Origin of the sequence: Lacticaseibacillus thailandensis DSM 22698 = JCM 13996, assembly GCF_001312865.1 — a bacterium.
Lineage (GTDB): Bacteria > Bacillota > Bacilli > Lactobacillales > Lactobacillaceae > Lacticaseibacillus > Lacticaseibacillus thailandensis.
Genome location: NZ_BBER01000001.1, coordinates 325,588 through 352,030, shown reverse-complemented (window position 1 = coordinate 352,030; position 26,443 = coordinate 325,588). Strand labels below are relative to the sequence as shown.

Annotated in this window: 24 protein-coding genes and 7 pseudogenes; 2 read left to right on the top strand and 29 right to left on the bottom strand. The window is 53.7% G+C overall.

Translation table 11 applies throughout. From position 1 onward, the window contains the following. Positions 1 to 17: 17 nt before the first annotated feature. The 7 genes and pseudogenes from JCM13996_RS01775 to JCM13996_RS01745 all read right to left on the bottom strand — a co-directional run bounded on the left by JCM13996_RS01775 (position 18) and on the right by JCM13996_RS01745 (position 9,679). Positions 18 to 808, bottom strand: a pseudogene (locus JCM13996_RS01775) (SDR family NAD(P)-dependent oxidoreductase). Then, positions 808 to 1,740, bottom strand: coding sequence for a ribonuclease Z (gene rnz, locus JCM13996_RS01770; protein WP_054749367.1), 933 nt, complete (start codon positions 1,738 to 1,740; stop codon positions 808 to 810). The pseudogene JCM13996_RS01775 and the gene rnz overlap by 1 nt, the downstream one beginning before the upstream one ends. 193 nt (positions 1,741 to 1,933) lie before the next feature. Continuing rightward, positions 1,934 to 3,892 carry an acyltransferase family protein gene (locus JCM13996_RS01765; protein WP_054749366.1) on the bottom strand — a complete coding sequence of 653 codons (1,959 nt, stop codon included), beginning with the start codon at positions 3,890 to 3,892 and terminating at the stop codon, positions 1,934 to 1,936. A gap of 210 nt (positions 3,893 to 4,102) precedes the next feature. After that, positions 4,103 to 5,402 (bottom strand): annotated as a pseudogene (gene obgE, locus JCM13996_RS01760) (GTPase ObgE). 68 nt (positions 5,403 to 5,470) lie between these two features. Then, positions 5,471 to 7,188: pseudogene (gene uvrC / locus JCM13996_RS01755) on the bottom strand (excinuclease ABC subunit UvrC). A 293-nt stretch (positions 7,189 to 7,481) separates the two neighbouring features. Further along, positions 7,482 to 8,232, bottom strand: a pseudogene (locus JCM13996_RS01750) (amino acid ABC transporter ATP-binding protein). Further along, positions 8,222 to 9,679, bottom strand: coding sequence for an ABC transporter substrate-binding protein/permease (locus tag JCM13996_RS01745; protein WP_054749365.1), 1,458 nt, complete (start codon positions 9,677 to 9,679; stop codon positions 8,222 to 8,224). The pseudogene JCM13996_RS01750 and the gene JCM13996_RS01745 overlap by 11 nt, the downstream one beginning before the upstream one ends. 150 nt (positions 9,680 to 9,829) lie before the next feature. Between JCM13996_RS01745 and JCM13996_RS01740 the strand changes: the two genes are divergently transcribed. After that, on the top strand, positions 9,830 to 10,015 hold the full coding sequence (locus JCM13996_RS01740; protein ID WP_054749364.1) for an SPJ_0845 family protein: 186 nt from the start codon (positions 9,830 to 9,832) through the stop codon (positions 10,013 to 10,015). Between the two features lie 105 nt (positions 10,016 to 10,120). Here the strand turns inward: JCM13996_RS01740 and JCM13996_RS01735 are convergent, their stop codons facing one another. The 10 genes and pseudogenes from JCM13996_RS01735 to rpsO form a co-directional block, all read right to left on the bottom strand. Continuing rightward, a complete protein-coding gene (locus tag JCM13996_RS01735) occupies positions 10,121 to 10,417 on the bottom strand; it encodes a nucleoside triphosphate pyrophosphohydrolase family protein (protein ID WP_054749363.1) in 297 nt (98 codons plus the stop codon). Further along, entirely contained in the window at positions 10,407 to 11,012 is a 606-nt protein-coding gene (gene yihA / locus JCM13996_RS01730) for a ribosome biogenesis GTP-binding protein YihA/YsxC (RefSeq protein ID WP_054749362.1), read from the bottom strand. The genes JCM13996_RS01735 and yihA overlap by 11 nt, the downstream gene beginning before the upstream one ends. 94 nt (positions 11,013 to 11,106) lie before the next feature. Beyond that, positions 11,107 to 11,607: an NUDIX domain-containing protein gene (locus JCM13996_RS01725; protein ID WP_054749361.1), complete on the bottom strand. Its 501-nt coding sequence runs from the start codon at positions 11,605 to 11,607 to the stop codon at positions 11,107 to 11,109. Between the two features lie 120 nt (positions 11,608 to 11,727). Then, entirely contained in the window at positions 11,728 to 12,978 is a 1,251-nt protein-coding gene (clpX, locus tag JCM13996_RS01720; protein ID WP_054749360.1) for an ATP-dependent Clp protease ATP-binding subunit ClpX, read from the bottom strand. A 123-nt stretch (positions 12,979 to 13,101) separates the two neighbouring features. Continuing rightward, positions 13,102 to 14,439, bottom strand: a pseudogene (gene tig / locus JCM13996_RS01715) (trigger factor). Positions 14,440 to 14,613: 174 nt separating this feature from the next. Continuing rightward, positions 14,614 to 15,803: pseudogene (tuf, locus tag JCM13996_RS01710) on the bottom strand (elongation factor Tu). Positions 15,804 to 16,002: 199 nt separating this feature from the next. Next, positions 16,003 to 16,230, bottom strand: coding sequence for a hypothetical protein (locus tag JCM13996_RS01705; protein WP_054749359.1), 228 nt, complete (start codon positions 16,228 to 16,230; stop codon positions 16,003 to 16,005). Between the two features lie 8 nt (positions 16,231 to 16,238). Then, the gene (locus tag JCM13996_RS01700; RefSeq protein ID WP_054749358.1) at positions 16,239 to 16,934 is read right to left on the bottom strand and encodes a tetratricopeptide repeat protein; all 696 of its coding nucleotides are present in this window, start codon (positions 16,932 to 16,934) and stop codon (positions 16,239 to 16,241) included. Positions 16,935 to 16,957: 23 nt separating this feature from the next. Beyond that, a pseudogene (locus JCM13996_RS01695) lies at positions 16,958 to 18,639 on the bottom strand (ribonuclease J). Positions 18,640 to 19,031: 392 nt separating this feature from the next. Further along, a complete protein-coding gene (gene rpsO / locus JCM13996_RS01690) occupies positions 19,032 to 19,301 on the bottom strand; it encodes a 30S ribosomal protein S15 (protein ID WP_054749357.1) in 270 nt (89 codons plus the stop codon). Positions 19,302 to 19,541: 240 nt separating this feature from the next. Here rpsO and rpsT point away from each other — a divergent pair, with 240 nt between their 5' ends. After that, entirely contained in the window at positions 19,542 to 19,796 is a 255-nt protein-coding gene (gene rpsT / locus JCM13996_RS01685) for a 30S ribosomal protein S20 (RefSeq protein ID WP_054749356.1), read from the top strand. A gap of 68 nt (positions 19,797 to 19,864) precedes the next feature. Here the strand turns inward: rpsT and JCM13996_RS01680 are convergent, their stop codons facing one another. From JCM13996_RS01680 to JCM13996_RS12175, 12 genes are all read right to left on the bottom strand, one after another. Then, positions 19,865 to 20,038 carry a hypothetical protein gene (locus JCM13996_RS01680; RefSeq protein WP_156321807.1) on the bottom strand — a complete coding sequence of 58 codons (174 nt, stop codon included), beginning with the start codon at positions 20,036 to 20,038 and terminating at the stop codon, positions 19,865 to 19,867. 23 nt (positions 20,039 to 20,061) lie between these two features. Then, positions 20,062 to 20,652, bottom strand: a complete 591-nt coding sequence (gene holA / locus JCM13996_RS01675; RefSeq protein ID WP_054749354.1) for a DNA polymerase III subunit delta — start codon at positions 20,650 to 20,652, stop codon at positions 20,062 to 20,064. Further along, a complete protein-coding gene (locus JCM13996_RS12195; protein WP_054749353.1) occupies positions 20,649 to 20,909 on the bottom strand; it encodes a DNA polymerase III subunit delta in 261 nt (86 codons plus the stop codon). The genes holA and JCM13996_RS12195 overlap by 4 nt, the downstream gene beginning before the upstream one ends. A 55-nt stretch (positions 20,910 to 20,964) precedes the next feature. After that, entirely contained in the window at positions 20,965 to 21,399 is a 435-nt protein-coding gene (locus JCM13996_RS01665) for a ComEC/Rec2 family competence protein (protein WP_156321806.1), read from the bottom strand. After that, a complete protein-coding gene (locus JCM13996_RS12190) occupies positions 21,396 to 22,076 on the bottom strand; it encodes a ComEC/Rec2 family competence protein (protein WP_054749351.1) in 681 nt (226 codons plus the stop codon). The genes JCM13996_RS01665 and JCM13996_RS12190 overlap by 4 nt, the downstream gene beginning before the upstream one ends. Further along, positions 22,034 to 23,128, bottom strand: a complete 1,095-nt coding sequence (locus JCM13996_RS12185; RefSeq protein WP_054749350.1) for a ComEC/Rec2 family competence protein — start codon at positions 23,126 to 23,128, stop codon at positions 22,034 to 22,036. The genes JCM13996_RS12190 and JCM13996_RS12185 overlap by 43 nt, the downstream gene beginning before the upstream one ends. After that, entirely contained in the window at positions 23,125 to 23,811 is a 687-nt protein-coding gene (locus tag JCM13996_RS01650) for a helix-hairpin-helix domain-containing protein (RefSeq protein WP_054749349.1), read from the bottom strand. The genes JCM13996_RS12185 and JCM13996_RS01650 overlap by 4 nt, the downstream gene beginning before the upstream one ends. A gap of 233 nt (positions 23,812 to 24,044) precedes the next feature. Beyond that, entirely contained in the window at positions 24,045 to 25,103 is a 1,059-nt protein-coding gene (locus JCM13996_RS01645) for a SepM family pheromone-processing serine protease (RefSeq protein ID WP_054749348.1), read from the bottom strand. Further along, on the bottom strand, positions 25,100 to 25,597 hold the full coding sequence (gene coaD, locus JCM13996_RS01640; RefSeq protein ID WP_054749347.1) for a pantetheine-phosphate adenylyltransferase: 498 nt from the start codon (positions 25,595 to 25,597) through the stop codon (positions 25,100 to 25,102). Before coaD ends, JCM13996_RS01645 begins: the two co-directional genes overlap by 4 nt. Beyond that, positions 25,594 to 26,154 (bottom strand): 16S rRNA (guanine(966)-N(2))-methyltransferase RsmD, encoded by a 561-nt coding sequence (rsmD, locus tag JCM13996_RS01635; protein WP_054749346.1) that lies wholly within the window; start codon positions 26,152 to 26,154, stop codon positions 25,594 to 25,596. Before rsmD ends, coaD begins: the two co-directional genes overlap by 4 nt. Further along, positions 26,141 to 26,341, bottom strand: coding sequence for a DUF2129 domain-containing protein (locus JCM13996_RS12180; RefSeq protein ID WP_054749345.1), 201 nt, complete (start codon positions 26,339 to 26,341; stop codon positions 26,141 to 26,143). Before JCM13996_RS12180 ends, rsmD begins: the two co-directional genes overlap by 14 nt. Beyond that, positions 26,331 to 26,420: a DUF2129 domain-containing protein gene (locus JCM13996_RS12175; RefSeq protein ID WP_263848852.1), complete on the bottom strand. Its 90-nt coding sequence runs from the start codon at positions 26,418 to 26,420 to the stop codon at positions 26,331 to 26,333. Before JCM13996_RS12175 ends, JCM13996_RS12180 begins: the two co-directional genes overlap by 11 nt. Between the last annotated feature and the right edge of the window lie 23 nt (positions 26,421 to 26,443).

Sequence of the window (26,443 nt, the reverse complement as noted above, 5' to 3'; positions counted from 1 at the left end):
ACTGTCACAAACCTATTCTATTTACGGTTGAACACCGTGGCCGTGAGCCAATCTCCCAGCCGCGGGACGAGCGGGTACAATACCGCGCCCAGCTGCATAATGGCTGGCGCGTTCACTTCCCGGACCGGCCGGTGAAACGTCCGCACGATGCGGGCCGCTAACTTATCCGCGTCCAAGGTGAACGCAGCCACGGCGCGTGCATAATCCTGCGCGTGGGCGTGCATAAAGAAGTCCGTGGCCACCGGCCCAGGGTTGACCGTCGTGACGTACACCCCGGTGTGCCGTAGTTCCAGTCGTAAGGCGTTGCTGTACGCAATTACTGCCGCCTTGGTCGCAGCATAGACCGCCGACTGCGGAGTAGCAATCTTGCCCGCCATCGAAGCGATGTTAATGATGTGCCCAGTACCTTGCCGCATCATCTGGCACCAGCGAGCCGGGTCATGTAGATCAGCCCCAGCACGTTAACCCGAAACATGCGGCTCGTGACCGCTGCATCGGTCGCCAGTGCGGGCAGGAACTGCCCGAAGCCAGCTGCGTTCACCAAAACGTCCACGTGACCACCCACGTCTGCGAGCAGTTGTGCCCATACCGCGTCAATCTGGACGGGGTCGGAAACATCCAGGCGGTACGCGTACGCTGGGGTTCCGGCCAAAGCAGTGGCTTCAATCCGCGCACTGCGCAATGCATTGACCCGCCGCGCCAAGAACACCACGGTGGCTCCCTGTCGCGCGGCATCCATCCCAATTGCCCGGCCTAAACCGCCAGAGCCACCGGTCACAACAACTACTTGTCCCCGTAAATCAGCCATTATTTCACCTTCCGAAAAGGAATATCAATTTCATCCAAATCACTGACCACCCGCGTGTTCTTAAAGACCGTGCGGGCCTCTTTTTGCAATTCCCGGGCGACTTTGCCTACATACCGAGCCGAAATATGGTTCAACAGCAACTGCCCCGCATGCGCCCGCTGGGCGAGTTGCGCCGCTTCTAAATCGGTCGAGTGGAAGTAGCGCCGGGCAAGCTTAGCGTCCGCACCGTCAAAGGTACTCTCGTGCACAATGACATCGGCGTCCTGAGCCAGCGCCAGTTCGCGGTCTACCTGGCGCGTGTCACCAAAGATGGTCACCGTCCGGCCGGGCTGGGCAGCCCCGATGAAGTCGGCGCCATTGAAGGTCCGGCCATCGGGCAGCGTCACGGTCTTGCCCGCCTTGAGTTGGGCGTACACCGGACCGGACGGAATGTTGGCCGCCCGCACCTTATCGATCAACAGTTCACCCGGATGTGGCTTTTCAAAGACCCGGTAGCCAAAGCAGGTAATGCGGTGATCCAGATAGTCCGCCGTGACCGTGAACGTGGCATCATCGAGCACCACCCCGGGTTGTACCGTTACGAAGTTGATGGCATAAGCCAGGTGCGTCTGCGTGATCCGCAGGCTGGTCTTCACAAAGTCGGCAATACCCTTGGGCCCATATATCGTTAACGGCTCGGTGCCCCCCTGGTTAGACCGACTCGCCAACAGGCCCGGTAGCCCAAAGATGTGGTCGCCATGCAAATGGGTAATAAAAATTTTGCTAATTTTACGGGGCCGAATGGCAGTGCGCAATATCTGGTGTTGCGTCCCCTCACCACAATCAAAGAGCCACACCTCGTTGCGCTCATCCAACAACTTTAACGCCAGGCTACTAACGTTCCGACTTCGCGAGGGCGAACCTGCCCCCGTACCTAAAAATTGAATCTCCATGCGTGCCATCCAATCTGTTTACGTTGTATCAACGGGCCGCCGTTCGCCGGGGCGACCCACAAATCATCGCCACCGCGCCGTAACGCCGGCACCTTTCCGTACTATTGTAGCATACGCCCGAAATTGTCTCTACGAAAACTAACGGCATCAGAAAGGGGCCACCGTTAAGTGGCCCTGGATACATAAACCGGAGTTACTGTTGCCGCAACGTGTCCACGATCTGCTTGGCTACAAACGCCGCGTACCGCGGATTACCTTGCTGGTTTGGGTGCACGTTATCATTATAGAACCATTCGGGATGGCCGTTGGCATAGCCATACCAGTCAATCACCGTCAGGTTGCGGTAGTGCCGGGCGGCCTGGGCCAACGTGCGGTTGACCTGGTTTTGCCACTGACGCGTCGGCACGTGGGTGTTGACCCAAAACACGTGCCGCTTACGCCCAACTGTCCGCATCAAGTCGGCAATCTCGCCGTTAGTCACCGGTCCGTTGGTCCCCAGGCCCACCAGAACGTTACGGGCCAGCGTACCCGATTGCTGGTACTGCTTCAGAATTTGGATGCCATCCGTGGCTTGCCGGCTCACTGCGGCATCAATAAAGGACTCCGGAAAAATCTTTTCCAGTAACGGCTTCCCGTCCGCCATGACTGAATCCCCCACCCCGGTCAGGCTGACCTTAGCGGCAAACTTAAACTCCGCGTCGGTCAACCCATAACGGGCAAACGCATTCTTGCCTAGCGGCCGCCGGTGCTTGGTGCCACCTTTGCTCTGGGCGTGCAGTGAGGACTTGTATGCCGCGTACCGGCGCTTATCCGCTGCCTTGGCCCGGGCAGACTCGTGGAGATGCTTTTGCAGCGCCGTACGTTGAACCTTCGCTGATGGTGCTTGGACCACCCCCGTCATACCGACGGCAAAGGTGACCGTTAATACCACCACCACCGCCATCTGCACAGGCTTCAGGCTACGCCACCAAGCTTCTAGGCGGTCACGAACTGGCCGCTGTGACTGTGACGCCACGGGAGCTTGGCCCGACAATTGCCGCCGAAATAACCAGTGCGCCGCGGGTTGCTCCACGAGGCGGTAGGACAACTCTGTCAACACCAAGATAATGATTACTTCCGCAATGGGGTACGCCCACGGGTGATCGGCCACGTGTGTAAACCGCTGCTCAAAGAAAATCATCACCGGGAACTGGTATAGATAAATGCCGTAACTACGGCTACCGACCCAACTAAAGAGTGGATTGGATAGCCACCGGTTCAGGTGTGACGCCGGGTGCGCCACCACCGCCACCAAAATTGTGACGAAGATGGAAAATAGCAACATGCCGCCTTCATACAAAAAGACCGACTGGTCCCCCACAAAAATGACCATCAGCAACATCGATAGTAACGCCACGACCCCAGTACCATCAAGCGTCCGGCGGGCATTGTCAGTGACGTGGCGAGCTAGGTGCGCACTGGGCCACACAAACGCCAACGCCGCACCCAAGAGGATTGAGAACACCCGGGTGTCAGTCCCGTAATACAAGCGACTAGGATCAAAGTTGGGTCCTTTGGCGCTCAACCAGTACAGCACCGCCATCCAAATTGCTGACAGTCCGGCCAAGCTGAGGGTGACCCCGCCGACCTTGGCTCGACTTAGGTGCAGCCCTCCTAACAGAAGCATGACGAGCAACGGAAAGATGAGGTAAAACTGCCCTTCAATCGACAGCGTCCACAGATGGGTGAACGGACTCTCCCCCGCCGCAAACCGCGCGAAGTACGACTGCCCGTTGCCAATTTGCCACCAGTTGTAAACGTACAGCAAGTTAGTGACCACGATGGCGTGCAGATTGTGTAGCAACGCCCGCGCAAACAAAGTAATGTAGGCAGCGGTCCCAAATAAAACGACGAGCAAGGCCGGATACAAGCGCCGAATTCGCTTCATCCAGAAGCGCTTGTAGTCAAACCGACCCGTCCGGTTAAATTCCATCACCAAACCGTCCGTAATCAAGTAGCCGGAAACCACCATGAAAATGGGCACACCCAAATAACCACCTTTGAAAATTTCTGGTCGCAGGTGGTACAAAATGACGCCCAGCACACCAATCGTGCGCAGGCCATCAAACCCAGTAATATAACGACGTTTTGGCGTCTTCTTCTTCACGTCCATCGGATATCCCCATTCAACAACCTGGAATAATCTAGTTCTGTGGTGTGCTCCCCACACACCGCGTACACGTCTATACTATAACAATTACCACCTAAGCAAAACCCCGGGTGCAACAACATCGCCCCCATATGAAAAAGCGCCACCCGTGCGGATCAGCGCCACAACCATTCGTGGGCCACCCAACACCGTGCGCTTTCTCAACGTAACATGCTAGTCTTCGTATATAAAGGTCAAATCACCAATCGTCACGGAGTCACCCTCCTTGGCGCCGGCCTCACGCAACGCGGCATCGACCCCCATATGGCGGAGCTTCCGGGCAAACCGAAGCACACCATCATCGTGGTCCAGGTTGGCCATTGCGGCCACCCGCTCAACACCGGCACCGACAACGGTAAACCCGTTCTCATCCTCGGTCACCTTAAACTGGTCATCCGCATTACCTTGGTATGCGTAGTCCACGTTCTGTGCCGCATCAGTATCCGTGGCCTCCTCGAAGAAGGACGGCGCGTCCGCTAACAACCGCGCGGTCGTGTACAACAGCGGCTGCACATTATCGTGGGTCACACTCGAAATCGCCATGATGTGGTCTGCCGCTACCCCTTCAGCCAGCAACTGCTGCTTGAAAGTGTCAAAACGTTCCTGTGCTCCAGGCATATCCATCTTGGTGGCCACCACAATCTCGGGCCGGGCCAACATGTTGTCATCGTAGGTGGTCAATTCCTTTTGAATCTGATGGTAATCAGTCAGCGGGTCACGCCCGCTATCAGGGTCCATTTCGACTAGGTGCAAGATGACCCGGGTGCGCTCAACGTGGCGCAGAAACTGGATGCCCAGTCCCACACCATTCGACGCACCTTCAATGAGCCCGGTAAGTCAGCCATGACAAAGTCAGTACCGTCATCCAGCCGCACCATGCCTAGGTTTGGTACCAAGGTAGTAAACTGGTAGGCGGCAATCTTCGGCTTGGCACTGGTCACCGTGGCCAGAAGGGTCGACTTACCGACGGAGGGAAACCCAACTAAACCAACGTCCGCCAGTACGCGAAGTTCCAGCTTGACGTTGCGTTCAACCCCCGGTTCACCGTTTTCGGCGATTTCCGGTGCGGTGTTTTTAGGGGTCACAAAGTGGATGTTACCGCGACCACCACGGCCACCTTTGGCCACCACCAGCTCATCACCAGGGTGAATCAGGTCACCGATCAACGCGCCGGTATCGGCATCCGTGACCGTGGTCCCCGCCGGTACGGGCACCCGCGTATCTGCCGCTGCACGCCCGTACATGGCTTTGCTCTGACCATTACCGCCAGCCGCCGCCTTAAACACGTGCCGGTACCGAAAGTCCATCAACGTGTTTAACCCGGTGTCGACATAAAAAAAATGACGCTACCACCGCGGCCACCATCACCACCGGATGGGCCCCCAAACGGCACAAATTTCTCGTGGCGAAAGGCAACGACACCATCGCCACCCTTGCCAGCCTTAACGGCTACTTTGACTTGATCTACAAACATAAAATCCTCCACTACGTCCGTTGTTACTCTGCCCCTAAGCATACAGGACACACAGCCCCAATGCTAGTTTAGAGTGACAATTTAATGGTTTGCGCGGTGGTTTTACTGATTCCCAAAGCGCGAATCTCATCCACCGTGGCACCCTTAATGTTGTTAATGGTCTTAAATTCGCGTAACAATTTGCCCCGCGTTTTAGGACCCACGCCGGGAATTGATTCCAAATGGCTACTCAAACTGTTCTTGGAGTGCCTCTGCCGGTGGAACGTAATCGCAAAGCGGTGCACTTCGTCCTGAATCCGTTCCAGCAGGTAAAAGCCCTGGCTCCGCGGATCCAAGTTGATTGGCTGGTCCGCATCACCAAACAGCAACGCGGCCGTCCGGTGCTTGTCGTTTTTGACCATCCCCGCAACCGGAATGTCCAAATTCAACTCGTCGGCCAGTACTTCCTTGGCAGCATTCATTTCAATGGCACCACCGTCCATCAAGATGAGGTCAGGTAACGGGTGGTGCTCCTTCAGCAGCCGCGTATACCGCCGCCGAATCACTTCACGGGTGTTGGCGTCTTCGTTCGCACTGTGTTGGCCCTCATCTTGGGCCAACTTGTACTTACGGTAGTTACTCTTGGCGGGTCGGCCGTCGACAAACTGCACCATGGCGCTGACTGGTTCTGACCCCTTAATATGGCTGTGGTCAAAGGCCTCGATCACGTGTCCCGACTTGGGCAGGTGCAAAGCCGCCATGATTTCTTCCTGGGCCCCCGAAGTCTTGCGGTTGTCCAGCTCCAACAACCGGAACTTTTCCTCCAGCGTAATGCGGCTGTTCTTCGCCGCCAGATCCAGCAGCGCCCGTTTTTCACCACGCTGGGGGGTCCGGACGGGTACACCCAAAATGTCACTGAGTACCTGGTTGTCCATGCCCTTGGGCACCAAAATCTCGTGCGGCTTGACGTTGTTTTTACGGTTATAGAACTGTAAAATAAACGATTCAAACTCTTCGGTAGCCGTGTTCACAATGGGAAAAAGCCGCTTTTCACGCTTCATCAAGCGCGCCTGACGGATAAAGAACACCTGGATGGACATCCAGCCTTTGTCCCAGTAGAAGTTAAACAGATCGCGGGTCGTCCGGTCGTTTGAAATAATCTTTTGTTTCTCCACGGTTGCTTCGATGTACTTAATTTGGTCACGAATATCCGCAGCCCGTTCAAACTCCAAGTCGGCCGCGGCGTCTTCCATCCGCTTAGTCAACTGCTGCTTGACCTTCGCGGTGTTACCGTTCAAAAAGCTCTTGATGCGCTTAATCTGCGCTTCGTACTCCTCTTGCGGTACTTCCTTGAAGCACGCACCCAAACACTGCCCCATGTGATAATACAGGCACGGGCGCCTTGGTATCCGTGGCACCGCCGTAACGGGTACACCCGCTGAATAAACTGCAACGTCTCTTCCGCTGCGTAGATGTTAGGATACGGGCCAAAGTAGTAACCGCCATCCTTCTTCACGTCACCCGTAATCAGGATCTGTGGATCACGTTCATTGGTGATCTTGATGTACGGATAGCCTGTGCCCTTCTTCAGCTTGATGTTGTAGTAGGGCTGGTACTTTTGGATCAACGTAATTTCCAGCAGAAAGGCTTCCTTGTCGGTGCTAGTAACAATAAAGTCAAAATCCGCAATTTCGGAGACTAACTTAGCCGTCTTACCCTCGTGGCTACTCTTGAAGTAGGAACGCACACGGTTCTTAAGGTTTTTGGCCTTACCAACGTAAATAATTTTGCCGTTAATGTCCTTCATCTGGTAACTACCCGGTAAGTCGGGCAGTAACGCTAATTTAGCCTCAATGTGGCTGATGCCATCGGTGTGCCTCCTCTCTGCCAAAACATTTGTTCGCTAGTGTTATATTCTAACGACATTTGGGGCTCGGCGCAAGTTGCAGTGACCGGATCATAGTTGGTGGTGCAAGTTCGGAGTACAGGGAATGACTGCGGCGCTGCGGAATTACCGCCAAGTCTGGTCACCCCCGCCGCCGTCCACATACAAAAACACACTTACGTCCGGCTCCAAGCCAGACATAAGTGTGTTGGTCATTACTGTGCTAATACCTTGCTCAAGAAGTCCTGGGTCCGGGCTTCCTTGGGGTGATTGAAGATGTCTTCCGGTTTGCCCTTCTCAACAATCTGGCCACCATCCATGAACCAAACCTGATCGGCCACCTCACGGGCAAAGCCCATTTCGTGGGTGACCACGATCATGGTCATCCCCGACTTGGCCAAGTCCTGCATAACCTTCAGAACTTCACCAACCATTTCGGGATCCAATGCACTGGTTGGCTCGTCAAACAGCATCACGTCTGGCTTCATTGCCAGCGCCCGGGCAATGGCCACCCGCTGCTGCTGCCCACCAGACAGGCTGGCCGGATAAGCGTTCGCTTTATCACCCAAGCCAACTTGATCAAGCAACTGCTTGGCTAACTTTTGTGCTTCAGCCTCATCCATCCCCTTCACCTTTTTCGGGGCCAAAGTAATGTTGTCCAATACCGTCATGTTGGGAAAGAGGTTAAACTGCTGGAACACCATCCCCATTTTTTTCACGGACCTTGTCCAGTTCCTTCTCGGACAGGCCCACAAGGTTGGTCCCTTCAAACTCGATTTCACCGGATGTTGGCGCGTTCAGGCAGTTCAAGCTACGGAGGAAGGTACTCTTACCACCACCAGATGCCCCGATGACAACGATCACGTCGCCTTGGTGGACGGTTTCGCTGATACCAGTCAACACTTCGTTGTCGCCAAACGACTTCTTGAGATCCTTAATCTCAATTAATGCTTTGCTATCCTTCATGTTTCATCTTCCCTTCAAAGTGGTTCAGAACCTTGGACAACGTAAACGTCATGATGAAGTACAAGACCATGGCGACAGCAATTGGTGCCACCCCTTTGTACGTATCCGTCTGCACAACCTTTAACTGGTAGATCAAGTCGGAAACCCCGATGATGGAAACAATAGAACTTTCCTTGATCAGGGAAACAAACTCGTTACCTAACGCCGGCCAGATGTTCTTCAAGGCTTGCGGCAGAACCACACTCTGCATGGTCTCACGCTGGGACAAGCCGAGTGACCGCGCGGCTTCCGTCTGCCCTACCGGAATACTGTTGATCCCACTCCGGAAGATTTCGGCCACGTACGCGGAGGAATTGATGGCCACGGCGATAATCCCAGAAACCAGGGCGGGGATGCTGACAACCATCCCAATCCCGAAGTAAACAAACATGACTTGAATCATCAATGGGGTGCCCCGGATAAACTCGATGTAGGCAACCGCGATCCCGTGCAGGACCTTACTCTTGGACAAACGCATCAGGGCAAAGATAATCCCACCAATGACCCCAAAGATAACGGAGATGGCAGAGATGAAGATGGTGTACCAAACCCCTTTACCAAACACCTTCCAGTAGGCCAGCATCGACGTGTTCTTCGTGTTGGTCTTCATGTACTTGGCAGCGGTCTTTAGGTACCCTTCCGTCAGGTCATGCTTATCCATTTGGTCAATACTCTTATTCACCTTGTTGACCAACGCGGTCGAACCCTTGGCAAAACCAATGGCCGTCCCCTGCATATCACTACCCAAATTAAAATGACCATCAATTGAAGTGAGCGACTTATCGTTTTCAGCATAGGCATCAGCAACTGGCTTTTCCAAAACAACTGCGTCGACCTTGTGGCTCTTCAGGTCTAGCAGCAGGTCGGTCGTCTTGGCTAAACCGGTCACCTTACTGTTCTTGATCTGCTTTTTGGCCAACTGTTGCTGCAAACTACCAGTTTGGGCCCCGATCTTCTTACCGGCCAGGGACGACTTCCCCTTGGCGTACAACTTAGCGTCAGCCTTGTTGACAATAATGTTCTGACCGCCTTTATAGTAGACCTTGGAGAAATCGACGTGCTTAGCGCGCGTGGACGTTGGCGACATCCCGGAAATGACCATGTCGACCTTCCCGGTTTCCAGGGCGACCAGCAGTTGGTCAAAGTCCATCTTCTTGATCTTGAGCTTGACCCCTAAGTCGTGAGCAATCTTTTTACCCACCTGGACGTCCATCCCCACAACCTTGTTCTTGGACAAGAACTCGTATGGTGGGTAATCGGGACTAGTTCCCATCACTATGTAACCCTTCTGTTGGATCTTTTGCAGGCTGTCATCCGTAGCGGCGTGTACGGTGTGACCCCCAGTCAGACCCACCACGGTGATAATGCTGATTAATAGTGCTAAAAGCACGTGCGTTAACTTCTTCATCGCTCGTTCCTCCGTTTCTATGTGGACTACTATACATGGAAATAGATATTTATGCAATATTTAAGCACATTTTTTTTGCAAATTAATTCAATTCTTTTGTCTGAGTGAGCATGGTATAATACGGCCAGGAACTGAAAGGAGGCGGCATTAATGGGTTTAAAGGTCAACCGCCAGAACGATATGGATAAACTGTTCGACAAATTCGCCAGTTTGCCCGACGTCGACCTCGGCCATGACGTCATTGATAGCAAAAAGAAGGCCGAGGAGGCCGCACGCAAACGCGCGTACGAGCAGATCGACCGGCACGCAAAGCAGAATCAGGACAAAAAGGTTTAAGCTAAGCATAAAAAGTGGGGCAGCCACCAATGGCGACTGCCCCACTTTTTGTATATCGAGTTGTATATTTACCGTCAATATGCATGTATAAAATGCATAAACGCCTTATTCGTGGCGACTAGCGTTAGGGTACCGCTTCTTGAGCTCGTCAATGTTCCGCTGGGCAACATCGTCAAAATCAATGTTGGCCCATAGCGCCACCTGGCTCAGATACCACAGTACGTCACCCAGTTCGTGTTCCAACTGCGCGTTATCCAAGTCCGCCCCCTGGAAGGTGTACTTTTTGATCAACTCAATGACTGAACCCGTCCCGCTGGCTAACCCTAACGACAAGTTGGTCAGAACGTGTTCGTTACCCTCAAGCGTCCGGTTTGCTAACTGCTGATATTCATTAAAGTCCACGATGATTTTCCCCCGTTGCGTGCTCTGCGATCCACTGCCAGACGGTGTCCTGACCAATTTTGTTTAGTGCCGAAAACGGCACCCATTCATCGCCCGGTTGCATGCCCAATCCCTTGCGGTGACTGGACTCACTCTTATTCCACTGACTCTTTTTGACCTTGTCGATCTTCGTACCCGCGACTAATACGGGCACTTCGTAGTACCGCAAATAATCGTACATCGAAATATCTAGCTCGGTCGGTTCGTGCCGCGCATCGACTAACTGAACGACCCCACCGAGCTGTTGGCGCGTCTGCAGGTATTCCTCGATCATGGCTGCAAACTGGGCCCGGGCCTTCTTGCTGACTTTGGCGTACCCAAATCCGGGCACATCCACAAAGTATAGGGCCTGGTTAACTAGGTAAAAATTCAGCGTCTGCGTTTTCCCCGGCGTGCTCGACGTCCGGGCCATCTTGTTCCGCTGCAACAGCGTGTTGATCAACGAACTTTTGCCGACATTGCTACGCCCCACAAAGGCGATTTCGCCTAGCTGGGTGTCAGGATACTGTGCGGGCGACAACGCACTGATGGTTAACTCCACATCGTTTACTTGCATGTGGCACCTCACTCTCTTTGACTGCTATTAGTGTAGCATACGCACCCGGCGCACACACAATTAGTCGGCTAAATTTAACCAAGGCGTCACGCACTCACGCGTCCCGGCGATCAACCCCATAATGTACTTGATCATCCGTACCCAGCAGTGCACCGACTGCAGTGGGCCGGATGCTGGCACGTACTTGCGCTAACGGTAACCACGCTAACCGCGTGTGGGCTGGCAGATCCACTTGTTCCATGTCCAAACTTTGAACGTGGGCGTACTGGTCGGCGGACAACGTCGCCATCATAATCATCATCAGCTGGTGTGCTTGCACTTCCTGATTCAGTGGCCAAAAGTTTTCGGTCACCCCGACCATGCGTAAATCGAGGTCGTCCAGTTTTAATTCTTCGTGCATTTCCCGCGCCCCCGCGTCCACCGCCGACTCGTTAAACTTGACCGCACCACCCGGAAGTAAAATGCCAGTCTGACCCTGCGGCAACGACATTACGCGTACCAACACGTCCGTACCGTGGACCAACAACACGGCAGCCCGCACGCTGAACCACTTATCCGGTGCCACCAACAACCGTAAATCGTCTGCTTCCTGCATCACGACGCCTCCTTGTGATTACTCCGCTATGTAAAAAGGAGACACCCCCCCCGCCCCGAAAACCGGTGCGGCGTACGTCTCCTATCCACGGATCATACCACCCGTGAATAATGATTCATGTTATGAAGCTTCCTTACCGCGTAAAACAAGTTCAGGCTTGCCCTTACCCGTTACGGCCGCTTTGTTGATCACAGCCTTCTGCACGTCATCACGACTTGGTAGATCAAACATGATGTCCTGCATGACGGACTCCATGATCGACCGTAACCCCCGGGCCCCGGTATCACGCTCAATGGCTTCGTGCGCAATAGCGCGCAGTGCGGCCGGCGTGAACTCCAAGTCGATGCCATCTAGGGCCATCAACTTGGTGTATTGCTTGACCAATGCGTTCTTCGGCTCAGTCAAAATACGGACCAAATCATTTTCCGTCAATTTTTCCAGCGCCGCGAGGATCGGAATCCGACCGATAAATTCAGGGATGATCCCAAAACTCATCAGGTCTTCCGGAATGATCTGCTGCATGAGGCTTTCATTCTTATCAACTTGGACGTTCTTCGAGTCCGTGCCAAAGCCGATGGTCTTCTCGCCCAACCGGTTCTTCACGATGCTCTCGATGCCATCAAAGGCTCCCCCAACGATGAATAAAATGTTGGTGGTATCAATTTGAATCAGTTCCTGCTGCGGGTGCTTCCGTCCACCTTGTGGCGGCACACTGGCGATGGTCCCTTCAAGGATCTTCAGCAACGCCTGCTGCACCCCTTCACCAGACACATCACGCGTAATCGAAACGTTCTCGCTCTTCTTGGCGATCTTGTCGATTTCATCAATGTAGATGATACCCTTTTGCGCCCGTTCAACGTCAAAGTCGGCATTCTGCAACAACTTGAGCAGAATGTTTTCCACGTCTTCACCGACGTAACCAGCCTCAGTCAGGGTGGTGGCATCCGCAATGGCAAACGGTACTTTCAGGATCCGTGCGAGGCTTTGCGCCAGGAACGTCTTCCCACTACCGGTCGGACCAATGAGCGCGATGTTACTCTTCTGCAACTCAGTCTCGTCGTCTGAAGCCACCGCGTTCTGGTTGATCCGCTTATAGTGGTTGTACACCGCCACGGCCAGCGCGCGCTTGGCTGCATCTTGACCAATCACGTAGTTGTTCAACACCTGCAAAATTTCCAACGGCTTGGGTACTTCCGTCAGGTTCTGCATGGATTCGTCACGAAATTCGTCATCAATAATTTGCTTACACAAATCAATGCATTCGTTACAAATATAGACGCCGGGGCCGGCGACAATTTTCTTTACCTCGTCCTGCGACTTGCCGCAAAACGAGCAGGTCACAGGTCCGTTGGTCTCAACGTTATCAAACATTTAGCATTCAACCCCTTCTTGCACCCATCATACCAGAAAAACGAAGGGATGACCCGGATTAAAACCTGGTCATCCCTGTTTACTCCCCAGGGGGAGCGAATTATTGGTGCTGATGGGGCAAAATTACTTGTCGGAATCGGTGTCAGCGTCGTCAGACTTCTTGTCGTCGTCCTTCTTCGCTACCTTTTCCTCAACCGCGTTATCCTTAATCAACTTGATGGCCTTCTTGACGGCAATGTCGTGCGTCAACATGTCATCAGTCAGGGCACGACGTACCGCGTCCTTTTCCATGCCGTAATCGTTAGCCAAATCAGCTACTTCAGCATCGATTTCGTCGTCAGTAGCCTTAATACCTTCAGCAGCTACGATGGCTTCCAATACCAGGTTGGTCTTGACCCGAGTCTCAGCATCCTTGCTGAACTGCTTACGCAGATCATCTTCAGACGTACCCGTCAACTGGTAGTACATGTCAGTTGATGCCCTGACGCTGCATGTTGCCCAGGAACTGCTGCATCTGGTTGTCAACGTCCGACTTCATCATGGCGTCAGGAATTTCTTCAACGGTGGCGTTGTCCACAGCACCCTTGATGGCAGCTTCTTCAATTGCGGAGTCAGCTGCGTCTTCCTTCTGCTTCTTCAGGTCAGCCTTGATCTTGTCCTTCAACTCGTCCAGGGTCTCGACACTGTCGTCAACATCCTTGGCAAAGTCGTCGTCCAGTTCAGGCATTTCCTTAACCTTAACTTCGTGTACCGTAACGGCAAATTCAGCGTCCTTACCGGCCAAATCAGATGCTTGGTATTCCTTCGGGAACGTGACCTTCACCGTTACTTCATCGCCGGTCTTGTGACCAACCAACTGGTCTTCAAAGCCGGGAATAAAGGCACCCGAGCCCAATTCAAGGCTGTGGTTCTTGGCGGAGCGCCATCAAATTCCTTGCCGTCTACAGTGCCGACGTAGTCAATGACAACGGTGTCACCCTTCTTGGCGGCCTTGTCAGTTACGACCAGCTCAGCCTGCTGCTCACGCTTCTTTTCCAGTTCCTTGTTCACGTCAGCCACGTAGACGCGCTTGTTCTGCTTAGGCACCTTGATGCCCTTGTAGTCGCCTAACTTAACTTCGGGCTTTACCGTAACGGTAGCCTTAATTGACCAAGGCTTGCCTTCGTCCATGCTTTCAACGGACAACTGTGGTTGGTCCACTGGGTCGATGCCAGCTTCGTCCACAGCGTGCTCGTAAGCATCTGGCAGTAAGATGTTCAGTGCGTCTTCGTAAAGGGCACCCTCACCGTACATCTGATCAAAGATGACGCGCGGTACCTTGCCCTTGCGGAAACCAGGTACGGTCAAACTCTTACGTACCTTGATGAAGGCCTTGTCCAGCCCCTGCTTAATTTCGTCCTGTGCGATATCAAAAGTCAATTCGCCAGTTACGGCGCCTTGCTTAGTCCATTTTGCGGTCATGCTAATCCTCCGACTTTGGTATTTTCAGTATCCATTTGTTCTGAATACCGCTATACATACCGTATTATCATACCTGAAACGGGTATAGTTGTAAAACAATTTTCACTAATAATCCGTAATAATAAAAAAAAGACACCCGTAGGCATCTTTTCTTCGTCCTAATTAACGTGCTAATTAGTCCAAGATTTCCGTAACAACACCGGCACCAACGGTACGGCCACCTTCACGAACGGTGAACTTAGTACCAAGTTCAATGGCAACAGGTGCGATCAGGTCAACTTCGAAAGTGACACGGTCACCAGGCATAACCATCTCAACGCCATCTGGCAATTCGATGACACCGGTAACGTCAGTCGTGTGGAAGTAGAACTGAGGACGGTAGTTAGAGAAGAATGGCGTGTGACGGCCACCTTCATCCTTTGTCAGGATGTAAACTTCACCCTTGAACTTGTTGTGCACCTGGATCGAACCTGGCTGAGCCAAAACCTGGCCACGTTCAACCTGATCGCGGTTAATACCACGAAGCAGCACACCAACGTTATCGCCGGCTTCACCAAGGTCCAGCGTCTTACGGAACATTTCCAGACCCGTAACGGTGGACTTCAGAATGTCTTCCTTCAAACCAACGATTTCGACTTCGTCACCGATCTTAACCGTACCACGTCGATACGACCAGAAGCAACAGTACCACGACCAGTGATAGTGAAGACGTCTTCAACAGGCATCAAGAAAGGCTTGTCGTTTTCACGAACAGGGGTTGGGATGTATTCGTCAACCGTGTCCATGAGTTCCATGATAACCTTTTCCTGTTCTGGGTCACCTTCAAGAGCCTTGAGGGCAGAACCACGGATAACAGGAATGTCATCCCCAGGGAAATCGTATTCGGACAAGAGTTCCCGAACTTCCATTTCAACCAGGTCAATCAATTCTGGGTCGTCAACCAGGTCAGTCTTGTTCAAGAAGACAACGATGTGTTCAACACCCACCTGACGAGCAAGCAGAATGTGTTCACGCGTCTGTGGCATTGGGCCGTCAGTTGCGGCAACAACCAGAATCGCACCGTCCATCTGGGCGGCACCAGTGATCATGTTCTTAACGTAGTCAGCGTGCCCTGGTGCATCGATGTGGGCGTAGTGACGCTTTTCCGTTTCGTATTCAACGTGGGCAGTGTTGATGGTAATCCCACGTTCCTTTTCTTCTGGCGCAGCGTCGATACTTGCGTAATCTTGCGCCTTTGCCAGACCCTTTTCGCTAAGCACCTTAGTGATAGCAGCGGTTAAAGTGGTCTTACCGTGGTCAACGTGACCAATAGTCCCAATGTTTACGTGGGGCTTGGTACGTTCATAATGTTCTTTTTCAGCCATGAAAAAAACGAACCTCCTGAATTATTTGTAAGAAACCAGGACAGAACGCCTATCCCGTGAATTCTTTACGTTTAAGTGTACTACATATAGCGGGAAACGCAAACCCGTTTCACTGGAATTTAATTTCCGAAAGTGATTATATCGAGTTTTCAGGTTCATGTAAACCATAAATTACGTTTTATTCGCACTATTACCTAAATTACTGGTCCAAACTAGTCCCCGCGTCATTCAATTGTTGTGCCGCCGCCAGCAACCACTCAATAAGGCCGCTGTACGCTGACTCACGCTGCGGATTTAGCGCTGCGCGGGCAAACTCATCCGTATCAGTAATGATTTCTGGCACCGCCGGATACAAGAAGCCCAGCAAAACGTAAAACGTGGGTAGAACCGACTCCAGCATGTCCTCTTGCTCAGGCAGCTGGTCCACGATAGCTCCTAAGACGGCCTGACTCGTGGCATCCTCAACGGCATATCCAACTCGGCCGGCGTAATCGTCACCAACCGGTCATACACCCAGACTGGGAATGGCGTGGTCGGCACCGCGACCCGCGCCCACGTGACCAACGAACTCCGCACTGCCGGATGGACATCACGATCAACCAAGGCAGCAGACAACGGGTCCACCACGTCGTTAAAAGGTAGACGCGCCAACTCCGTGGTGATGAAACGCTCTTGTTCCAAAACCGTCATCCCGCCCAAATGGCGTAGGTGCCGCTTAGTGACCGCAACCTCGTGCGCGTGAGTCTCGTCATAATCCGCCATGGTTTGAGTCATAGTCATCAAATTATCCTCATGCTCGGTCGGATCCGTGGTGGCATTGATCACATAGGCACCTAGCGGAAAATCGGGCTGTCGCGTAGCAATTTGCAACAACAGGTACCGACCATTAGCATCCTGTACCAGATCATCGCTGGCATCGCGCACCGTATCGGCCGCCTCGTCCAACTCATCCAGTTGTAGGTAAGCCCCCGCTAACGTACGCACATCCCCGGGGGTGACACTATCCGGAAATTGATGGCATAACTGGTCGAGATGCTGCACCGCCTGAGTAAAGTTGCCGTTGCGAAAAGCTTGTAGGCCCAATTCGCGAAGTTGCTTGGCCGACTGCGGAAAATTTACAAGGTCGCCCATTTCGTTCACCCTTTCGCGTTGGTTTACTGCCGCTTGGCGCTATTTTGGTTAACTTCCATAATGACCGGTAAAATGACCGGACGGCGCTTGGTTTGGTCAAAGAGGTAGCGAGAGAGCTTGTCGCGGACGTCCTGTTTCAGGTCGCCCCAATCAAACTTTTTCTCATCAAGATTATGCTGGATGGTATCCTTCACAATCTGACCACATTCAGCTAGTAAATCCTTGCTGGTCTTGATGTACACAAAACCACGACTTTGAATCTTGGGCCGGGCCACTACGCGCTTCTTACGCCGGTCAATCGTCACGACCGCAATGAGGATCCCGTCTTCTGACAGCATCTTCCGGTCGCGCAACACGATGTTACCAATATCGCCCACGCCAATACCATCAATCATGGTGTTACCAGCTGGCACGGTTCCGGAAATGTTCATCTTCCCCTTGGCGTAGCTGATGATGTCACCAACCTTAGGAATGAAGATGTTCTCAAACGGGACGCCAATTTCGTGCAGCGCCTCCGCGTGTGCGGACAAGTTGCGGTACTCGCCTTGCACCGGAATCAAGTTCTCCGCGTGCAAAAGATTTTGCATCAACTGTAAGTCCGTGCGGGTACCGTGACCCGAAACGTGGAACTTGTCCGTCACGGTCTTGACCTCACCATCAGCGCGGTAAATGGCGTCTTTGGTCCGCGCTACGGCTGTTTCCATTGCGTGGGACGGCGTCGTGACGATGTATACTAAGTCGCCAGACTTGATGTGCACCAAACGGTGGCGGGAAGTAGCCATCCGGTCCAGGGACTTTAATGGTTCACCCATCTTACCCGTTTCCAGGATGACCGTTTCTTCCGGCTTCAACTCCTTGAGTTCCTTAGTCGTGGCTAAAATGTCATCTTTAGGCAGGTGCAAATAGTCCATCTTGATGGCAGTCTGCACGATCTTCTGCACGTCGCGGCCGGTTAAAACAACCCGGCGATTCGTGGCCGCCGCCGCATCCAGCACCTGCTGGATACGCATAATGTTGCTAGCAACGGCCGCCACCACGATACGTCCTTCATGGTACTTAAAGTTTTCTTCAATTGTGTCAGCAATCTCGCGTTCACTGGCAATTTGGTAAGGCGATTCAGCGTTAGCGGAATCAGATAGCAGCGCAAGAACCCGCTTGCTACCAATTTGGGCCAGACGCTGATAGTTCGTCTGGTACATTGGGGTCGCGCTTTGATCAAACTTAAAGTCCCCAGTATACACGATTTGACCTTCAGGGTATCGATGTCAATGCCCAACGAACCCGGAATGGAGTGCGTGGTTTTGAAGAAGCTGACCGAAACGTTACCAAAGTCGATGACGGACTTGTCGTCAATCACGTGGTAGTCCTTAAACTTTTTGGCCCGCGGGTGCTGGTTCATGAAAATCTTGGCAATCGCAATGGTCAGCTCACTACCAAACACTGGTACTTGGTGTTCAGCCAGGAAGTAAGGCAAAGCCCCTACCGCATCGGCGTGACCGTGCGTCAGAAAGATTCCGGCAACTTTGTCAATATTATCTTCTAGGTACGACAAATCAGGAATCACAATATCAATCCCCAGCAAGTCGTTGTCCGGGTATTTCAACCCAAAATCACATACAAAAATCTGGTCGTCAACTTCGACGGCGTACATGTTCTTACCATTCTCACGTACACCCCCGAGTGCGACTACGTTAATCTTAGTCATTAGTTCACCTCAGAGATTTTTCTAGGTTGCAGACTGAGCAACCAATCCGTACACAAAAGCACTTATTGCAAGTCTACCACATCTGCCTGTAAATAAATAATGCCACCGCCCCGGCAAAGCAGACAATGTGCTCAACAGTGGGAGTTACGGCGCGTGCAAACCCAATTGTGATAACAGCAAGGTATTATGGTCGCTGGGAAGCGGCGCTGATGCGAACTTACTGAATTTAATTTAAGTAACGTACAATCGTACAGTAGCGTAGAGTAATAGTAGATTTAGTCGCTAGCTGTAAGCATCCAGCAGTGACGGAGAGCACGCATGCAGCACTGACGCTCCACACAAAAAAAAGGCCACGACAACGTAACGTCGCGGTCTTCCCATAAATTTTGCTTTTAGTGACGCAGACCCAAGCTCTTGATCAGCTCACGGTACCGGACAACGTCCTTGTTCCGCAGGTAGCCCAACAGGTTACGGCGTTGACCAATCTTCTTCAACAGACCAACGTATGAGTGGTGGTCCTTCTTGTGCACAGCCAGGTGCTCGTTGAGTGCCAGGATGTCAGCCGTCAATACGGCGATCTGCACTTCTGGTGAACCAGTGTCACCATCATGACGTGCATACTGCTTGATAATTTCGTTCTTGCGTGTTTGTGAAATAGCCATTGTTATTTCCACCTTTTCTTAGTGTTATTGCCACTAACTGAGTAAGACGCCGGTGAGTCGCCAAACCAAGTCAGGGTTCGCAATACAGTTGTTAAGTGTACCGGAGCCCACCCTAATTTGCAAGTTTTTGCCGAATTCACGTGTAAACGTTGCAACCTTGACGGCTTTTGGGTATAATTTATTCCTGTTGAAACTAGGAGTTTGCAACTAACCAAATATTCCACCCCGGAGGTGAATTAAATGCCACAGATTAAGTCCGCAAAGAAGCGCGTCATTACTCAAGAAAGTGCACGTCAGCGCAACGCTGCTCAGCGTAACGCTCTTCGTACTACTATTAAGAAGTTTAAGACGGCTAAGGCTACCGGCGCCGACAACAGTCAGGAACTGTTCCAGGCTGCTACCCGGGCCATCGACATGGCTAAGAGCAAGGGCCTCATCCACGCTAACAAAGCAGCGCGTGACAAGTCCCGTCTTGCAGCTATTAACAACAAGTAATTAAATACTTACTGTCAAAAAGCACCCCTTACTCGTGAAGGGGTGCTTTTTTTGTTATCACCAACTAATCAAAATTGCCGTGCATAACGTTTGCCCCGGCCGGCAAACTGTAACACAAACAGCTCAAAACCCAACTCCTTGTCCACGGTACCCCGCTTCATGGCCACTTCAGTCCGAACCAGCATGTCGTATGCCGTAGTCAAATCGTCGTGCGCCAACTGCCGCACTGACCGCCAGGCCAACTTCACCCGGTACGGATGGACCTTTAACGCATCCGCGGCGGCGCCCTGCGTATAGCACGAGTACTAAAGATCTGTACTTGAATCAGGAGCCGAAATTGCGATTCTAGTAGGCTGATCAACCGCAGGGGCTCCTCCTGCTGCTGCAACAGTTCCCGGTACTGGCGTAATGCCGCGGCCACATTGCGTTGCATCACGGAGTTGACCATATCAAAGACACTGTCCGTCAATTGCCGCGGCACCAACTGCGTGACTGCCTGCGCATCGACCTTGCCTGTATTGTGGGCGTACATGCTGAGTTTAGGGAGCGCCGCCACCATCGCTGAATAATCCGACTGGGTACGGGCAATCAGCGCGTCTAGCCCTTCATGGTCGATATCCACCCGTTGCTTGGACAGTTCGGCCCGAATTGCCCGTCGCGCTTCGGCCTCACTTAGCGGCTTGGTCGCGACCATCGTGGCGGCTTTCTTGAGCGCTTTGACTACCCGCTTCCGGGCATCCAGCTTGGGGTAGTTGGCCAGCAATACTAGCACCGTCGTCGGTGCCGGCTGCTGGAGGTAGTCCACCAGGTCGTTAATGGCACTTTCTTGCTTGGCCACACTGCCACTACCGGTCAAAAAAAATCCGGATTGTCGAGCACAATTTCCCGATAATCACCAAAGAATGGTAATTCGTCCACTTCATTCATGACGGCGTCCAACTCCGTTTCGTGGAGATCAAAGCGGGCGTAGTTCATTGTTTGTTGATCAGCGGGAATAATATCCCGTAGCACCGCCAATGCTTGCTGGTTTAGCGCCGACTCCGTCCCGGTCACCAGATAAACCGGCGCAATTTGCCCGGCCTGAATACTTTGTTTAAGTTGATTAACATCCATTTAATTAAACCTCACATCTTGGCCGGACGCACAGCACGTCCGCACAACGATTTGTCTAGTGGAGAAAGGTATGCACCCGGTGCCCCCGGACCGTTGCGTCCACCCAGATCATGCCCGCGTCCTTGGTCACCAGTAACGGAATTCCCAACGTCTTGAACGTATTCACCGTTTCTGCGTTGGGGTGCCCGTAGCGATTGTTGACCCCAGCGGACGCCAACGCATATTGCAGGTGCAGCGCAGCAATGAACTGCGGGTTGGACGCCGACTTTGAACCGTGATGGCCCACCTTTAAAAAGTCGACCGCTAAGTTTTGCGGCAATAGCTGCTCAGTTTCAACCGCCTGATCCGCGTCCCCGGTCAGTAGCCAATTACTATCACCAATTTTACCATACAGCACCACGGAGTTACCGTTGGTCTCCCCCGCATCGTGGTCGGGCGCCACTACCCGCAAGTGCAGTGGCCCCACCGTCAACGCGTTGCCGGCCATCACCGTGGCAACGGCGGGCCGACCGTTGATCTGGCGCCGGTAATCAACTCATCCCCCGCCGACATCGGTGTCGTCACCATGCGCCGCACCCGGATGCCATGCGTGATGACCGCTGCATCCCCCACGTGATCCGCATCCGGATGGGTCAAGACCAACATGTCGATGTGCGTCAGTCCGCGGGCGGCAAGATAGTTGAGCGTCACGCGCTTCGCCGGGGGACTGCTCGTGGTCCCAAAGGCGCGGCCACCGGTGTCAATCAGAACGGTTGCTCGCTTCCAGGGTGCCTCAATCAAGATTGAATCCCCCTGACCTACATCGATCATGGTGACGCGCCAATACGGATGAAGGTTCACGCTGGCGTACATCGCCGCGGTGGTCACCAGCACCAACCGCCAACGCCCTACCACCACGGCCCGCAACACTAGCACCAGCAGTATTATGCCCGCTACCCAGGGTAACGCCCCAAACTGCCAGTAGCCCGGCAACGTACCCAACCAACCTAGTCCCGCTTCAAACCAGCCTAGGACCTGGTTACACGTCGGCCACAGCGGGCACTGCGGCCAGAGACAGGCCACAATGAGGAGTGGCATTAAGATCCGTTCAAAGATGGGCATGAGTAGGCAGTTGTAAGCAAAGGTCAGCAAGTGCACCCCGTATAAGGCCACGACCAACGGGGGCATGCTGACTGCCGCCATGGTGGCAGCGCTGCGCCACCGCCCCGCCACGGGCTGCACCACCAGGAAAAAAAAGTGAGCAAGTACGTCAACTGACCGCCCAACGTCGTGAGCACGCGTGGCTGCCACAACAAATTCCCGCCCAGCACCAGACAGAAAATATCGAGCGTGCTCAAGTGCCAGGACCACCGTTCGTTGACCACCTGTGTAAACCGCATCCACACAGAGCGTACGATTCCCGCTCCGGGCGGGATGATCACTAGCAAAGTCGGCAATAGCAGTAACAAGCCCCAATCGACCCATTCATGGGGAATGCGGCAGCGGTCGGTCAACCAGTACAGCATCCCCACCAGAGCAAAGATGTGTAGACCCGATACCGAAAACAGGTGGATGATTCCCAGCCGACTAAATACGTCACGCATATCGTTCATATCACCGTCCATCAGCCCCAAGATCAGTGCTCGTGCGTAAGTGTTCATTTTGTCTGGTAACTGGTCCATCCGCATGAGCAACGCCATCCGCACACCAAACAGCCAATCACTCACACTCTGGCGGGGACGCACCATTACCCGCAACTTTTGACTGGGCAACCGGTATGCCTGGTGGTATTGCGCCCACGCAAACGCCCGGTAGTCAAACTCGTACAGGTTGCGGGGGCCACTAATGCGTGTGGGGTCACCGTGCCACTGGACGGTCATGGGGGTACGCGCATTATCAATTTGGCGCGCGCCAACTTCATCGACCGTCCCACCACCAGAAACATACACGCCGTTAGTGGTTCGACCGCTAAAACTGTAATAATGGTCGCTGCCTGGTTGCCAACTTGTCGGCTGGACCACCACGGCCCCGACCGGTACTGATGGATGCTGTGTCCGGGCTACCTCAATGGCGGCACTCACGAGCCCCAAAACACAGCCTAATAACAACCACCGCCACCCCAACAACCGGCCACGCCATACCGCCACCGTCAGTAAACTGGCTCCTAACCACACTGGCCCTAGCAATAATAACTGGCAGGCTAATAACGGCACCAGGATGATTAGTACCCGTTGGCTCATGGCGTACTCCCCACCGTGACGTGTGGCTGCAAGTCAGCAAATATTTTGTCGCCGATGCCACTAATATCTTTGAGCTGGTCCACGGATTGAAAGCCGCCGTGCTCGGAACGGTAATCAATAATGTCCTGCGCGCGCTTCGGGCCAACGCCAGAGATAGTTTGCAGTTGCGCCAGCGTCGCCGTATTCAAATCGATCTGGTCGGTATCCGCTGCGCCGCTAGCTACACCACTGGCTCCAGTTGCCGCGGCATTACTCACATCAGTGGCACTGCTGCTACTGACCACCAAGGCCCCCTGCACGGGGATGGTCAGGTTCTCCTGGTCACGGGCAAAGCGGGCAAGGTTCACTTGACTAGCATCAGCGTCGTCAGTCAAGCCCCCAGCGGCCTGTACCACGTCAGCCCACCGCGTAGTGCTACGGACATGATACAAACCAGGATGACGCACCGCCCCCGCAACATATACGTACCCAGCGGCACCGGTACTGGCACTGGCGACGGTCGTGACGACACTGGCACTATGACTGCTAGTGGTCATTAAGTTAGTGGAAGCCACGACTGGGTCAGTGATCTGGCTTGATTGTCGCCATTGTGCCCAGCCCCAAGTACCAAGAACCAGGGCGGCCAGCACCCCCATCGCAACGTACTGCCAGTAATCGCGGACTAGTGACCAAACTTTGTCCATGCTGTTCACCCCCTTTGCAATGACATTTCGCCAAGCGGGTATCCACGACTACGCCAGTGAACAAAAAAATTATTGAGCACCGTCAAAACTGACTGTGGGCAGACCACAATCAAAACGGCCGCACCTGCCGCTGATTTCCAGCAGACGTACGGCCATTTTCGGATTTAAAATATTCAATAATGGCACCAATGATTACGTTTAGGCACTCAGCACGGACCAACATCTAGCCCGTGCTATGGATGCATGCGTAAGTACCGAATGGCTTGTTGCAAACTCCGCACCGGCACGATCCGCATGTGCGTTCCAATCTTCTTGGCCGCTCGCTGCGCCTCGACGTAATTGTTCACGTAATCAGGGTCCTCACGCCGTAGGGTCTTGGTGGCGGGGATGTTCGGAGCAAAGAAGACGCGCGCTCCCGCCTTGGCCGCCGCGTACACCTTCTTATCGATACCACCAATCGCCCCGACCCGGCCGTTCGTACTGATTGTCCCGGTGCCAGCAATGATTCGTCCGTGACGTAAGTTCTGCCCGGTTACCTGCTGATAAGTCTCCAAAGCAAAGATCAGGCCCGCACTCGGACCACCGATTTGACCAGCGTTGATCCGTACCCGTGGCTGGCTGACCACCCGCGTGTGGTCAGTCAACGTGATGCCAATTCCCGGACGGTGTGTTTGCCGTAACCGCACCAATTTGACCGTCACGTGCCGCGTGCGCCCACGGTGGGTATAGGTGATGCGTACCCGTTGGCCCACCCGGTGCCGTTGAATGGCGCGGGTATAGCCTTGTGCGCGGGCATACCGCTGACCATCGACGCGTGTGATGATATCACCAACGTGGATATGCCCCCGCAAGGGTGAATTGCTTAGTAGCGACATGACGTAAATACCCTGGCCATGGATGCTAACGGGGCGGTGGGCCGCCCGCATAGCTGCCACCACGGCATCGTTGGCGGCACTCTTGATATAGTAACGCTGCAGGGCAGTATACTCGGACGTAGTGGCAGAACCCATCAGCTCGGCTTTGCTATCCACCTCCGCAAAGGGTTGCCAGTGAGCCCACAGCAGCACCGCGGGACTAGCTGGACCGATCACGGAGACCGTCATCAAACGGTAACTGCCCCGCTGACGGTCCCGCTTACCGGCAACGTGGACAAACTTACTGGTCACACTGGCCGAACCGGGTACCTCGACGTACTTGCCGGTGGGCATAAACAGAAAGGTAGCCACCACTAACGTGATGACTACCGCTACCGCTATGACCAACCGGCGTCGTTGTTGACGCTGTTTGCTCACTGAATGGTCCCTCCTAGCTTCTGCTGCAAGGCGCGCGCCACGTTTGCGGGCACCATGGTACTGACATCACCGCCAAACGCGGCGACTTCCTTAATAATCGACGACGAAATCGCTGCATATTCCGGCTTGGCCGGCAACAGCACCGTCTGAATGTCAGGCGCTAACCGCGCATTGACTGCCGCGATATCGTTCTCATAGCTGAAATCCTGCACGTTACGCAAACCACGGACAATGAACTGCGCGTGTAGGTGGCGCGCAAAGTCAACGGTCAAAGCCGCCGACTGCGCCACCACCGACACATTAGGCAGCCCCACAAGCGCACCCGCGATCAACGCCGTCTTTTCGGACGCGCTAAACAGCGGTTGCTTACTCGTGTTGGTCATCACGGCGACCACGACCCGGTCAAAGATGGCGCTAGCCCGGCGCACCGTGTCCAAGTGCCCGTTCGTGAACGGGTCAAAGCTGCCGGGAAAAATGGCGATACGTTCAGTCATGCGTCCTCATTCCTTTCCAGTACCAACACCTGGGCAACTTTGTAGGTTTGCAACCGGCGAATTCGGTAACCAGTAATCGCGTCCGGATACTGTACGTCCATGCCCGTTTCAACCACCACGGTGGCACCAGGTTTGAGTAGGTCGAGCTGGACGAAGTTAGCCAGTTCAGTCAACACCCGTTGCTGGGTGTACGGTGGATCCATCAACACGAGGTCAAACTGCTGGTGCTCCGCGGCCAGGGCTGTACAGGCCGCCTGTACCGAGCGTTTGATGACCGTAAACCGGTCCGCCGCTTTGAGTAACTGCACGTTTTGCTTGATGGTCTTAACTGCTTGGTAGGCCGAATCCACCAAAGTTGCGTGGTCCATGCCGCGCGAAACGGCTTCGATGCCCAAACCACCAGTGCCCGCATACAAGTCCAACGCCTGGCCACCCTCAAAATAAGGGCCAACCATGTTAAAAATGGACTCCTTCACCTTATCGGCGGTGGGCCGGGTGGTGTCCCCTGGCACCATGTTGAGCCGGCGACCACGAAATTCACCACTAACGACCCTCATGCTGCGTCTCCTCTTCGTAACCATGTTCATCCGGCGGGAACTCATCGGCGTAGCGCCGCGCCTCCGGATCACCCAAGGAACCACTAAAGGTCAGGTCTAGCTCCGGCCGATGGGAAACTTCGGCGTCCTTGACGAACCGTAAATGCTTTAACTTATCGACCGTGGCGTCCGCCTGATCACGATCCACGTATAGAACCGCATACTTCAGTTTTTTTGGTGGTGTACATCACCGTGCCGTAGCGGCGTAACTGCCGCACCTGCCGCATGGAATATAACCATACTGCTATTC